Annotated in this window: 9 protein-coding genes; 5 read left to right on the top strand and 4 right to left on the bottom strand. The window is 56.2% G+C overall.

The features are described 5' to 3' along the window. Positions 1 to 184: 184 nt before the first annotated feature. The 3 genes from CK215_RS15765 to CK215_RS15755 all read right to left on the bottom strand — a co-directional run bounded on the left by CK215_RS15765 (position 185) and on the right by CK215_RS15755 (position 6,838). Entirely contained in the window at positions 185 to 2,569 is a 2,385-nt protein-coding gene (locus CK215_RS15765; protein WP_095831454.1) for a hypothetical protein, read from the bottom strand. A gap of 612 nt (positions 2,570 to 3,181) precedes the next feature. Continuing rightward, the gene (locus CK215_RS15760) at positions 3,182 to 3,793 is read right to left on the bottom strand and encodes a recombinase family protein (RefSeq protein ID WP_095831453.1); all 612 of its coding nucleotides are present in this window, start codon (positions 3,791 to 3,793) and stop codon (positions 3,182 to 3,184) included. Positions 3,794 to 3,952: 159 nt separating this feature from the next. After that, positions 3,953 to 6,838: a DEAD/DEAH box helicase family protein gene (locus tag CK215_RS15755; protein WP_170950318.1), complete on the bottom strand. Its 2,886-nt coding sequence runs from the start codon at positions 6,836 to 6,838 to the stop codon at positions 3,953 to 3,955. 322 nt (positions 6,839 to 7,160) lie between these two features. On the opposite strand from CK215_RS15755, the gene CK215_RS15750 reads away from it, so the two are divergent. Then, the gene (locus CK215_RS15750) at positions 7,161 to 8,294 is read left to right on the top strand and encodes a TIR domain-containing protein (protein WP_095831451.1); all 1,134 of its coding nucleotides are present in this window, start codon (positions 7,161 to 7,163) and stop codon (positions 8,292 to 8,294) included. A gap of 591 nt (positions 8,295 to 8,885) precedes the next feature. On the opposite strand, the gene CK215_RS30770 is transcribed toward CK215_RS15750, so the two are convergent. Next, positions 8,886 to 9,113 carry a hypothetical protein gene (locus tag CK215_RS30770; protein ID WP_141245484.1) on the bottom strand — a complete coding sequence of 76 codons (228 nt, stop codon included), beginning with the start codon at positions 9,111 to 9,113 and terminating at the stop codon, positions 8,886 to 8,888. Positions 9,114 to 9,279: 166 nt separating this feature from the next. On the opposite strand from CK215_RS30770, the gene CK215_RS15740 reads away from it, so the two are divergent. The 4 genes from CK215_RS15740 to CK215_RS15725 all read left to right on the top strand — a co-directional run bounded on the left by CK215_RS15740 (position 9,280) and on the right by CK215_RS15725 (position 12,461). Beyond that, positions 9,280 to 9,567: a hypothetical protein gene (locus CK215_RS15740; protein ID WP_141245483.1), complete on the top strand. Its 288-nt coding sequence runs from the start codon at positions 9,280 to 9,282 to the stop codon at positions 9,565 to 9,567. 9 nt (positions 9,568 to 9,576) lie between these two features. Beyond that, the gene (locus CK215_RS15735) at positions 9,577 to 10,716 is read left to right on the top strand and encodes a site-specific integrase (RefSeq protein ID WP_095831448.1); all 1,140 of its coding nucleotides are present in this window, start codon (positions 9,577 to 9,579) and stop codon (positions 10,714 to 10,716) included. 84 nt (positions 10,717 to 10,800) lie between these two features. After that, on the top strand, positions 10,801 to 11,757 hold the full coding sequence (locus CK215_RS15730) for a DUF4238 domain-containing protein (protein WP_095831447.1): 957 nt from the start codon (positions 10,801 to 10,803) through the stop codon (positions 11,755 to 11,757). Between the two features lie 179 nt (positions 11,758 to 11,936). Further along, a complete protein-coding gene (locus CK215_RS15725; protein ID WP_095831446.1) occupies positions 11,937 to 12,461 on the top strand; it encodes a hypothetical protein in 525 nt (174 codons plus the stop codon). Positions 12,462 to 12,870 lie beyond the last annotated feature (409 nt).

Here is a 12,870-nt window from a genome sequence, read left to right as displayed (position 1 = left end):
AAGACATACGTACCATACCAGCGCGCCAACCACGCGACGATCCCCTCCCCGGTGATAGATGGTTTAGTCAACAAATTCGAAAGGCCAAACCGAAATGCGCGTACAGAAAGGCTTGCCGCCCTGCCGAACCGCAAGCCGTGTTGATGGTATGTTGCCGAGCCCCTTCGCGCGAGCGACTATGGGATCAGCTTTTGTGAAGCAGCGGCAATCCCTTGAACGCAGGCTGTATCTTAGCCTTGCGAATTGAATCTGCCCAATGCGCCGCCTTGGTGCTGCCTCTTGCCGCAATTGATCGGAGTGCGATGTCAATGCGCGCAAGCAAGGGAAGCGAGAGGCGCGCAATGGCCTCATCAATCCATTCTTCGGCATTCTCTCTTTCGACGCTAAGGAACTTCAAAATCGAAAACGTAATTGGCTCGACAATGCCTGCGTCGTGGCAAACTATCGCTCCATGCCCCTCGACGTGATGCATAGGCACGCTCCCCATAGTCTTGTCTTGTATAGGGCGCCGCAGTGCCATCGGAGCGGTCCCGATTTCCGTTAGAAGCATAGGATCAGCCCGTCCGATTATCGGTCCCTCGGGTGACTGGATGATAAACGGGTGCCCCGCAATATGAGCAAGTATCATCCAGCTATCCATGTCTGCATAAAGGTCGCCTTCGTCGAAATCTTCCATCTCGAGGATTTCTCGTATTCCCCGCCCCTCCACGACGACCTTACCATTTGCTTGTATCGTGAGATTGATGCGGCCGGCATCCGGGTGGCTCATGGCGAGCTTCATGCCTGGCTTGAGTTTTTCAGCCCGCGGTTTCGTGCTGAGCATGTGGCCTATAAAGTTAAGTGGAATGCTGCCTCCCATCTCAACGCAGTCGAAGAGCGCCTGCGCGCCGATGATGTCTCCCAGCGGAATCTGTGCGCAGCGCCTGATAAGCCAGGAAGCGGCCGCTTTGGAATCGGACATACGCTGCTTAAGTTGGCCGGCCAGGTGAAGGGCTATTTCCGAAGCCAATAGTTCGGGAAGCCGTGCGATTACGACGGAATCATTGTCCTCATTGGTGCTTAGCTTTGCAAAACCCTTGCCAATGAGTTCCGTGAGTTCGGTTGAGGACATGTATTTCAGCAATGTCTGCCGACGGACGACGAATGCTTCCAGCGATTGCAAGGCGGTGGCAGTTGGTCGACCGGCATCTTCAGCATCCTTCAGGACGGCGTCGGCGAGTGCCTGGTAGCTATGCCGTACATCATCTTGGCCCTCAAATCGCATTCTTGCCTTGTGCAATAGGTCCATACCCATGAGCGGGGGAAGCCCTGCTATCAGCGTCTGATCGGCATACTTGGGATCAGCGACGATTTCAGAGACTAGGGACCGCAAGACCCAGGGCACTCTATATTCCGTTGCCGATTCCGCGCCCTGCATAAGGCCGATACGTCGGTCCAACAGAAGATTGACAGCCAGCCGGAACTCGCGCTCGTCGAGTGCGTTCAACTCCACAATTGATGCTCGCCGCCCTATGTTCGTGGCCTTGCGGCTAGTCTCGTTCATCGTAAGGCGCTGTGTGACAGTATCGTCCAGGCCAAGAATCAGCCTGAGCTGATGGCCAAACCGGTCTCCGGAAAGCGCCTCGATGTCCTTTCGAACTTCGTTGCGCGCCATTCCGATGCCGTCAATCGCCAACACTAGCGCGGGTCCCTCTTGGCGGGACATTCTCACAAGCCAGGCGCGCGTATCGTCTGTTGATACATTCCACCCAAGCTCATCCGCCAAAATAGACGAGATAGTTTCCACGATCCCTGTACCGCCGTGGCTATCCGCTTCGACGAACAGCACGGCCAGGTCGTTTGAGTTTTTCTGCGATATCGAGACCTCACGCAGGACGCTGCTCTTTCCCGCAAGCGCAGCACCTTCGAGGATCGTGATCCGCTTGGGCCGGCGAACTTCATGTAGGACGGCGGCTGTCGCGCTGCGCGGTATCAGGAAGTCTTCGACAAACGGCTTCTCAAACTCATCCCAGTCGCCGGTCATGTCCGCCAGTACAGTCTCGGTGGCAGCACGAATGGCGTCCACCCAAACGCTTGAACCAGGACCGAGCAGAACCTCCACAGCGTGCTGAAGGTCCGCGGCCGCGATCTTGCCGGCAGCTGCCATGAGCTTTTGAAGAGCCTCCTCTGATGGCGTTCCTGGCTGCCATTCTTCGCCGCTATGCGTTTCGAGAAGAACTTGATCCTCGCCGTTGCTTATAACCACCAGCGGCGGCCGCGGATGAAGCATTCGCGCATAGGACAGCCCTTGCTCTCGATCCTCCGGTAAAAGCGCCAGGCCCTCACGTTTGAGTTCGAGTACGGCAAGCGGCTTTTTTTCAAAAAATACGAGGACGTCTGAGCGCGCCTGCGCCTGTGAGGCTGTGGCGCCGTCTATCTCCACTAGCTTATGTCCGAACTTGAATGCGAATTTGGTCTGGTGCGTCAGGCTATCGGGCGGCAGCCAAGGAAAAGCCAGCCGCAACGCCGGATGGATACGTGCTTCCAGATCGGCTTCGGTCGGGCCGACGGTAACCGTCTGGACTGTCAAGAAAGGCCTCTGTGCTTGTACATTCAGTTCGGAATCCGGGCGACGCTACGTCATCAAAAATGTCTGCCAATATTCTTGATATTCCCAAAGGGTGCGGCGGGGAAGCGCTGCCGTCGACAATCTGCAATCTTGCGTTGCTACCGCAGGCGTGCTCCCCTACCACGCAGCAAAGATCGATGCGTGCTCCCCTACCACGCAGCAAAGATCGATGTCAGTAAGAGGACGCGCAAGGAATGGTTGATTGAGCCTCTGGGTGTCCAGGAGCGTCGCATACGCGCGAGCGAGTGCTGGAGCGGCAGGCCTAGGGAAATGGAAACGGCCATAAGGCGACTTTATCTGACAGGAGCGGCCGACTGCGGCGGTTCCGCCTGGCCGTCAAATGCGTCAGCACAGGACGTACTCGCCTTGCGGCGGAACGTGCACTTGAGCGCAAATTCGCGACGCTCTGGAAGCACGAACCAGAGTTGGCCGCGGTCAATAGACTGGCAACGGCTTATGAGCCCGAAGATCGGGACGGCTGATTTGCCCTTTCTAGGCGGGTAGCGCGGCAGCCAGGATAATCCGTAGCACAAAACGACCGCATCGTTCAGCAGCCCAAAAATCCGATCGGCACTAGGCACGGCGTTTGGAAAGGCGGCTCAACGTTGATCGCGAGCATCCGGTTGCCGCAATGACGCTGTTCCAGCTTTGACCGTCAGCAAGCATTTGTGTAATCGCACGATTGCGTTTCACATCTTCGGGGCGCCCTCGATAGAGGCCATTGCTCTTCGCTTTTTCAATGCCCTGCGACTGACGGCGGCGGCGATCCTCATAGTCCTTTCGAGCTATGGCCGCGAGCATATCGAGCATCATACTGTTGATCGCGGCGAACATCCGCCTAGTGAATTCGTCGGCGGTGGCCGTCATCATGGCGTGCGACGTCGGCAAGTCGAGGGCGACTACACGCACCTTGCGATCGTCAATCTCCCGCTTTAGGCGATCCCAATCGGCAGCGTTCAGGCGGCTCAACCTGTCGACTTGCTCAATCAGAAGAATGTCGCCGGGCTGACAGTCGCACAGTAGCCGGAACAGCTCCGGCCGTTGGAGCGAAGCGCCGCTTTCGTTCTCGATGTAAGTCGCGGCGACGGTCAGACCTTTGTCCTTGGCGAATGTCTGAAGGTCGACCTTCGCCCGTTCGGCGTCCTGCTCCTTGGTCGATGCTCGAAGATAAGCGCGGATGAACATAAATCCCCCCTTGGTTCTATTTAAGTAGTTCCCCAATATGCAGTTCGCCTTGAGTTGTCAAACGACATTTATCGAACCGAGCCAAAAAGGGTTCGACAAAGGTACACCCAAATGATTAGCATATCCGGTGCCGCTAGATATGCGGGAACCACGATCTCCCTATGGACTGACCATCCATTTTGCTCTAGCCGCGCCGCCGCGATGAACGTAGTCAAGGCCAAAGGCCATCAAGTCGGCAAGGTGTTCGTCGACTGCCGCGAGCGAGATACCAGGCTGGACGCCGTAGATCTCAAAGCTCAGCCCAGTGGGCGGCGCCCCAAGTATCGTGGCTTTAAAGGTATCGAGGTCACCGACGACAAATCGCGATGGCGTTGTGTGCCGGCCCGCATTAATGCGGTGCTCAACATGGGCGATCAGAATGGTGGCATCGCAGTAGGAAACAGATTTGAGCATCTGTCCTGCCACCTCATATACGTCACCAACACGTCCACCGGACGGCGCGCCCCCTGCGGCCTTGCAGTGATGTAGTTGAACGCGAACCGTACCGTCCGGCTCCTCGATAGCCGCAACGTAGTCTGCAGCCTCGCCCGATCGATGGTCGTATAGCAGTGCTGCGAGATTGGGCATCGCCACCAGACGCTGCTCAAGTGCTTGATGAACGGTCAGGCGTCCACCCGCTTTAGTCGTATCGAACTCGACGTCGATCGCGCAGTTGTCCCAAGCCGCACCTTCAGCATCACCATCGGCAAGTCTGAATGCCACGTTTGCAGCTGCACCGATCTGGTTTACACCTGCAAAAGATGATTTGTCCGCCGCATAAAATACGGGCGGGTGGAGCGTCAGCCATTGTGCAAGCGGAATGTACTCGTCGTAGCCAGCTGTAACCTCGACGACCCCATCACCGATTTGGTTAAAAAGGGCGCCGCCTGCGATCCCGAACCGCAAGGTCAACTTGAAACTCTCCGATGCAGCATCGAAAGTCATCGCGGCTCCGTCTTGCTGGACAACAAATGACGTAAGCTCGAGGTCGGTTAGCTGACCATAATTCCATGGGTCGGCTTCGCGCCGTCGGATTCGAATTTTTGGCGCTAGCCGGTAGGCTTGCTTGTGCCAAGCTGCGGTAATGATCTGACTAGGTATTCGGGTCAGTGTGCGGGCGTGCTGAATGATGTCCAGCTGCGACTGTTCGATGCTGCCGTCTCCGTTCAGTCGCCTGTTGATAGCGCTTATCCATTCAAGGTACTGAGCCACCGTGAGTCGGCGATTGCTCCAAATTTTCGAGCTGCTGCTCGCGCCAATTGTCTCGCGGTCATCGCCATCGCCGCGGCCGCTGCCAAAAAAATGCCCTTGCGAGTAAGAGCGAGCGTCGCCTGATGTAATGGCGCGTTCAGCTGATGGACCTGTCAAAGTGCGATAGGACTCGGCTTGCGAGTTGAGCGCAGTGTTTCTAAAGCCAAGGTTATAGAAGCGTAGCGCTTCCAGGCCTCTCAACGCCTGCCGAGTGCGTTCGTAACTGACTGGACGGTGCCGATCCCTACAAACCGTCTGGATCATGTCCAAATAAATTCGATCCTGTCGCCGAGTCGAACCGATGTAGCAAAGCCTCGACGGCGCATTGTAGGCGAGCAGGAATGCATCATGCCTGATGTTGATCAAAACATCCGATGTTGCCCAGTTGGGCGGAGAGGTATCGACAGTCAGTAGGAGCGCAACAAGTCCATCGTCGGAAGTCCACTGCTTTGCGACGCGCAGGGATCGTCCGATTGTGGCTGCGAATAACGAAAAGTCGGGCGGGGCTTGGCACTCAAAAATCTGAGTGTGGGCGTAAAGCTCAAGCAGCAGAGGCGTCACAGACTCGTAGTCTGAATCCGCCTGCTGCCGAATCTTCAAAAGGTCCAAAACTTCTCTGTCAGCCTCAGCGTCGGCAATCTGTTCGCGCGCGACTTCATCGATCATCTCGGAGATGTCGACTCCTTCCTTGAACAGCTTGATTGAAGCATCCTTCAACCGGCTCACGGGAGCGATCAATGTGGCGCCCCCAGTTCGGGCGTCGTTCGTACGAGCGAACCGGCCAATGAATTGCAGCGTCGGCACTAGAGATCGGTGAGGTGCATGCAGCGCCGCAATCTTGAGTTTGGGGAAGTCGTACCCTTCACCAAACATGTCTACGCATACGACGCCATCTAGATCGCCCTCGACCAGCTGGCGTTCGACCTGATCTTGCGTTCGTTTCGCAATGTCGCTCGCTATCGCCCGGACATTCGCGCCAGCGGCTTCGTACACAGCCACAAGCCTCTTCGCTGCTGGAATTGAACTGGCTCGCGCAAAGATACGATGGTCGAAGCCTGCTGCTCGATCTTGCTGCAATTGCGCCACCGCGGTCTCAGTAACCGATCGGTCGACTTCCTCGTCATCACTATCGTTCCGCACCGGTGCCGCATGAAAGGTCACCTTGCCAAATGCGCTTTCGCGCGACGCCTTGGACACCGGGGACCAGTAGGCCGTGCGACCCGGAATGACCTTACGATCCCTTCGAAAAGGCGTGGCGGTCAGGAAAACAAATCTGGCCGCCGGGAAATGGGCGAGAAAAGCTGCCCACGTGTCCGCCGGCGCGTGATGGGCTTCATCGAAAACAATAAGATCGAACAAGTCTGCGGGAGGATCGGGAGCGATGGCAGGTGACACACTTTGTGGCGTAGAAATCACCACGTCGGCAGCAAGAAGTGCAGCCCATGCTTCACCGGATGTTGGACGTCCCTGCTGACCTACAACCGCAGGGTTAGCCATCTCCGGGGGAACGGCGCCCAGTTTGCGAAGAGTGGACAGCTCTTTGAAGTGACTAACTGTCTGCCTGCGAAGTGCGTCTGACGGTTCAATCACTAGAACACGACTCGCCCTCAGAACGAACGGCAAAGCCATGAGGACAGCCGTTTTCCCATAGCCTGTTGGTAGCGAAAGGAGAGCGGGCTCCTCATAGACGGAAAAATGGGCAAGGACAGAGTGAAGCGCGCCCAACTGTCCTGGACGAAGTCCGGTGTTTGGCATTTCCAGAGGACGTAAGATAACGCTATGATCAGAGAAATAAGGCAACTGCTCCCCCCGAAATAGGAAATCTCAATTACCATAATCGTGTCTACCTGGAATACAATGTCGGCCTGCTGAATATACATATCGCATTCTTATACTTTGACATACGTCGCCGACGCGACACTGAGAGTCGCTGTCGAGTGTCCTGTTGTGAGGGTAGGAGCCCTGCCGACAGCCTTGCCGAGCGGACCCGCACGAATCTGTGCGGACAGTCGACTGATCAGCTTCAAATGCTCAAAATTTTGATAAGGATACCGGCGTCGCAGGTGCGGAGTAAAACTTGAAGATCTTTCTTGGATATCCATCCGAACACGAAAAGACGGCTTGGGAGGTCTACACCTTTTTGAAGTCGAGTGGCGATGAAGTGTGGTTCGACAAGCTATCGCTCGTCGCAGGAGCCGACTGGGATCGGGAACGCGAAAAGGGTCAGCGCGAGGCGGAACTTATTGTTCATCTCTGTTCGAACGCCATCTTAAAACGCGCCGGCGTGGTCAATAGAGAAATCCGGCAGACGCTCAGGCTCGTCGAAGACCAGCCGTTTGGGGGATCGCTCTATGTAATTCCAATTCGGCTCGAACCGATGAAAATGCCTCTCGAGCTCACCCGCTTCCAATACTTCGACTTCGTTAGCGGTTGGCAGAATCGTCTCGGTGAAGGAGTCGAGAAACGTCGCGCACAGTTGTCTGGCGATGTGCCGAGCCCTTCGCAGGCACAGATCACCGACGAGAAGCGTTTGCCAGGGTTGCAGAAAGTTGAATTTGAGGGCGTCACGGAAGTGTATGAGTGCCGCGGCGAGTACCTGCGCTACGAAGAGGAGAGTCTCTACTGGACCTTCGTGAATGCGATGCTGGCAGCTGAATCGCTGAAGGGCTTCTACGACGCGCGGAGCAGCTTCCTGTCAATGGGCGACCAAGAAGAAGACAAGCCCTCCTGGGAGGGTATGAAGCACGAGTGGTCGATCAACGCGGAAGAGGTTTACCGGAACAGCACCCAATTGTCGCTTCGGTTCTACACTTACATTGGGTTTGTGGGAGCGGCGCATCCTAATCACTACATAACGACTCTCAACTTCCTCGGCGAGGAAATGGGGTCTGTGACGATCGAGCAGCTGTTCGGGCACTCCGCTGAAAGCGCACTCAAAGTGCTGACCTACTGCGAGAAGGTGATCATTGCCGAGTTTGAAGGCGAGATCGATCAGGACACTTTCTTCGAGGGCTACAAGGAAACCGAAGAGCAGGTCTGGAAGCTGCTCAGCCAGTTTAATTTCGACCGGCAGGGTATGACGTTTAATTTCTCTCCCTATGACGTCCTTCCTTACGTTTTCGGCTCACACGAGGTTCATGTTCCCTGGAGATTTATCGAATCCCTGTTGGCAGACGACTACAAGGGCATCATCGACAAGCTGACGGGCTAGTCTAGAGCCTGACGCCTTCTCCCGACCAACAGCTGGAACCGCCGTGTTTCATCCAATCAAATTGATCCAATGCCCTCGTGCCGCAACAAGGCAGCCAGAGGCTGGCGTTTAGCAAATTGCCGCGTCTCCCCCGCCTTCGTCATCGACATCGTTTGCGGCTCTGCCTAGCCTAACGCTTCTTCCTGCCAGACTACCTCAACATCTGGAGCGTCAGCTCCAAGGCGGCAGCACGCGCGATTTCGAGAGACGCTTCGGCTTGTGCACTCCCGAGCGGATCAACTCGGCTAGGCGGCGATACCGATCTCTTCGGCTGAACCCGACATAGCTCCCTCATTCGGCCAATCGCCGACAAGGTAGTATATTCTTTATTAGCGACTTTCTCGGTCGTCAGACGCCCGGCGTCGCGCTCTCTTCGCAGGTCCTTGACCCCCCATTGATACATCGGGGAACGCGATCTAGCGGCAAGCTCAAGCCGGATTGGCGCGTCAACATCGTAGGTCTGCTGTTCGAGTTCTCCGGCAGCCACGTTTTCCTCGAATCCTACTCATCGTCGTGCGCTTGGCCTTTGCCAAGGCTATTCCCGAGTGCGATCTAACCATGCAAATTAAGGGAATAAAAACTCATATCTCGACGCTGTGACCGCGGACACATTGCTTGAGCCGCGAGTTTTGCTGCTTCTGCAATCTGTCGTTCCGCAGGTTCTCCAGCACCGTCGATAGGAAGCGGATGGACTATATCGCCCTCTTCACTAAAAGACCGAACGCGCGGCGGGAAAACGGAAACTTTAACAATCAGGCTTGATCCGAAGACGCGCTTCATTCTCGAGTTCATTTCGCGCGCAAAAGGCCAGTTGCTCACGACGGTAATCGAAAGAGCAATTTCCGAGGCGGCAGACAAAGTTCAGATAGCGGATTTCGCTCGCACCGATGGTTCATATCACCGCGGATGGCGCGACTTTTGGAGCTTGAGCGAAGGAGAGCGCGCATTGAAGATGGCACCGTACCCCGAGTTGTTCCCGAGCTACGAAGACGAAAAACGCCTCGCCTTCTGCCGAGAACATCACGTCTTTTTCTACCAGTCCGGCGGCGGCGATCTGTTTGTCACACCCTACATCGATGTCCTTTGGCCTCGCATAGACGAGTTCATCCAAATCCATGAAAGCCGCAAATCGGTCGATTACCTCGCCGCCGGCAAAGCGATGCAGGAAGCGCTGAAGGCCGCAGGCCTTAAAGGTCCGGATTGGTCCGCAGGTAACGTCGAAAGTCCATTCTGAAAGGTTCACATGGCAAAAGTTCGGAAACGCACCCTCCCCTCCGGCGAAGTTCGATGGCTTGCCGACTATTTCGATGCCAGCGGCACTAGGCGCTCAAAGCAGTTCAATAAGCGCAAGGACGCCGACGCCTACCTCGTTAAAGTCCGGCGTGACCTGCAATTGGGGACGCACGTTGCGGATAGTGCATCGATCACTATCCGCGAGGCAGCTAAGCTTTGGTTGGAAAGATGCGACGCGGGAGGGTTGGAGCGGTCTACACGCGCCGCCTACGCACAGCACGTTCAGATCCACATCTTACCTCTTATAGGCGCGAGGAAACTCTCGCAGTTTAACACTCCGCATGTGCATGCCTTCGCCGACGAGCTCGCGAAAGATCGGTCTCCGGCAATGGTAAAACGCGTCGTGCGCTCCCTTGGTGCGATTTTCGTCGAGGCAAGACGGCGTGGGTTGGCTGCGACCAATCCTGTCTCAGATGCCAAAGTTAAAACCGCCGATCGCCGGAAGTCGAAACGGCCAGAGATTCCGACGAAGGCCGAGTTGCGCAGCATTCTCTTGGCAGCAGAAGGCAAACATCGCGCCCTGATTATCACCGCATTGTTCAGCGGCCTCCGCGCCTCTGAACTGCGTGGGCTTCGTTGGAACGCGGTGGACCTTAAGCGCGGCGTGCTGACAGTGAAGGGCCGAGTGGACGCATGGGGCGACTTCGGTCTCCCTAAAACCTCTGCGGGCGAGCGCGACGTTCCATTGGCGCCATTGGCGATCAACGCCTTGAAGCAGCAGCGGCTCTCAGTGCCGAACGGCCCCGACGGATTGGTCTTTCCCTCTGATGAAGGAACACCGCTCGATCATCACAACATCCTTGCTCGCGTGTGGACACCACTTCTGGTCGGCGCTGGCCTTTTTCGTTTGCATCCCGCGAGACGTGACGCAGATGGCAATCAACTCAAAGTCGCGAAGTACAACTTTCATGCGTTGCGCCATGCGGCTGCAAGCCTCTTCATCGAACAGAAGCTTTCGCCAAAGCGTGTTCAGACGATCATGGGGCACAGCTCCATCACCGTGACGTTCGACACATATGGCCATCTTTTTGAAGATGAAGCAGCCGATCAGACGGCCGTGGCTGAGATCGAGGCCCGACTGCTTTCTTAGGATCAGTCAAACTGGAGCTAGGCGCGGCATGGCTTTCGTCGACGAAATCAGACCGCCGCGCGTCTGTTAACATTGCAGGCAATAATGGCAGAGAAAGCGAATCACCACTTCATTCCGCAGTTCTATCTTAGGAACTTCAGTCCCGCCGGCGACCGCCGGAAGGCAAAGGTCTTCTGTTTCGATCAATCAACGAGGAAATCGTTCGAGACCCTGGTCCGGAACGTCGGCAGTAGGCGACACTTCTTCCGGATTGATGTCGAGGGCTATGACCCCAACCACGTCGAGGATGGGATGGCCGAGATCGAGGGTGAAATCGCAGCGCATCTCGCCGAGGTAATAGAGGCAAACAGCTTCCCATCGGAGGCGCATTTTTCTTCAGTCATGCTTCTGATGGGGAACATGGCCGTGCGCAATCCACGCTTCAGGTCAATGACCGAGGACTTTCATCTGAAAGTCGCCAGCGGCATGATGAAAACGATGATGCACGATCGGGACCGCTACACCGATTCGGTGAAGGAGGCGCGAGCGAACGGCGTCCCAATCCGCGACGATGTCAGCTACGAGGACATGAAGGCCTTCATCGATCGAGGCAAATATAGGGTTGCGATCGATCAGACTTACCTGATCGGATTGGAGCTCGAGGCGGTCCCGACGGTTGTTGAACAACTGGGTCGGAGAACCTGGTCATTCGTCTCGGCCGCGCCAGGAACCACCTACGCGACCTGCGACGATCCGGTCGTATTGGCGTGGTCTGACGGAAATGACCGGCGCCCATATTCGCCGGGATTCGGCGTAGCGGACACGATTGTCACGTTTCCGATTACGCCAGAGCTCGCGCTGATCGGCTTGTTCAACAAGCAACCGGCATCGAGGGTTCATCAACGCGGCCAAGTCGCCGGGATGAACACGAGTATCGCGAAGAATGCCACTAAGCAGCTCTATGCCCGCGATGGATCGTTCGAGCTCCACACCAGGACCGAATCTTACGTTCAGGGCAAGGATCTGGGAGCTGCGTTGGAACGGCAGGCGAGACGCGTTTAGGCATCTACGGTTTTGCCAAAATCGAAAATCGGCGGATTCGGAAAGCGGCCGATTTCTGCCTTGCCTCTCGATGGCGAAAGACGGAAAACGGGAGCAGGTTTTCGGGGATCGTGATGAGGTTAGGTGCTCTTCTTCTGCTCGGCACATTGTTGCCATGCTACGCGCTGGCACAAAACGGGATGAACATCGACTTCGACGAAGTGCCGACCGTTCACTTTCCTGTCGGAAAACACATCGTATCGGCATACCCGGCGTTCGAGGACTATATGTATATGTTCTTCGACATCTGCGATGCTACGGGTTTCTCTGTCGAGAACGAATGCCAAATCTACCCAATGAACGCCGACTTAGGGGGAAATGCATTGGCCACGGTCGTCGATGGCAACAGGGTCATTGTGTATGACCGCAAGCTGTCCGCAATCGTCGGGAGCGATGGCGCGGAAATGATCATCGCACATGAGTTGGGGCATCATTACTGCCATCATCTCGGCACACCCATCGACTCTCATAAAGAACTCGTGGCCGACGCCTTCGCCGGAGCAGCCATGAAGCTGATGGGCATATCGTTGGACGCTGCCTTGGCTGCTGTACCCGTTTTGGACGGACGGCCTTCGCCGACCCATCCGGGACGGCAGGAACGCGTGGCAGCCATCAAGGCGGGTTGGGACGGCCCGGAGATGGGAAAAGCCTGCAGGCTGCCTTAGCAGGTTGATAAAAAAAAGCCCCGCAGATACCTGGTTGAATCGGGTTTGTGCCCTGTCTGATTCCGGTATGTTCCGTGAATAAAACAGTTTTTCATCAGCCTGTTAGGCCGGAATGGGGGAGCACAGACGTCCTGATCATATCCTGGCGGTGGAGATTGACGCGGGACCCAATGCCGACGGCTCCCATGCGACGACAACATCGAGCCACACGCACGCGTCGCCCGACAAGCCTAAACATCAAATCCTTCCCTTACAGCAGGCTGGCTTGCTTGGATTCATTCAGTCGCAGGACTCCAAGCAGCTGCCACACTTTGATATAGGCGGCCATATTGCCCACGGCGAAGGCCATGCCCTTATGCGGGTACTCCACGTGAACCTGTGGTCCATCCAGTTAAGGGCCTCCCGTTCG

This window comes from Mesorhizobium sp. WSM3864, from assembly GCF_002294955.1.
Classification (GTDB): domain Bacteria; phylum Pseudomonadota; class Alphaproteobacteria; order Rhizobiales; family Rhizobiaceae; genus Mesorhizobium.
Note: the sequence above shows the minus strand (reverse complement) of the source record. Positions and strands in the feature narration are given on the sequence as shown.

What these genes read in the sequence shown, in the direction of transcription:
- CK215_RS15760 (WP_095831453.1), bottom strand. Translation starts at nt 3,793, where the DNA reads ATGTTCATCCGCGCTTATCTTCGAGCATCGACCAAGGAGCAGGACGCC.
- CK215_RS15755 (WP_170950318.1), bottom strand. Translation starts at nt 6,838, where the DNA reads ATGCCAAACACCGGACTTCGTCCAGGACAGTTGGGCGCGCTTCACTCT.
- CK215_RS30770 (WP_141245484.1), bottom strand. Translation starts at nt 9,113, where the DNA reads ATGAAGCGCGTCTTCGGATCAAGCCTGATTGTTAAAGTTTCCGTTTTC.
- CK215_RS15735 (WP_095831448.1), top strand. Translation starts at nt 9,577, where the DNA reads ATGGCAAAAGTTCGGAAACGCACCCTCCCCTCCGGCGAAGTTCGATGG.
- CK215_RS15730 (WP_095831447.1), top strand. Translation starts at nt 10,801, where the DNA reads ATGGCAGAGAAAGCGAATCACCACTTCATTCCGCAGTTCTATCTTAGG.
- CK215_RS15725 (WP_095831446.1), top strand. Translation starts at nt 11,937, where the DNA reads ATGAACATCGACTTCGACGAAGTGCCGACCGTTCACTTTCCTGTCGGA.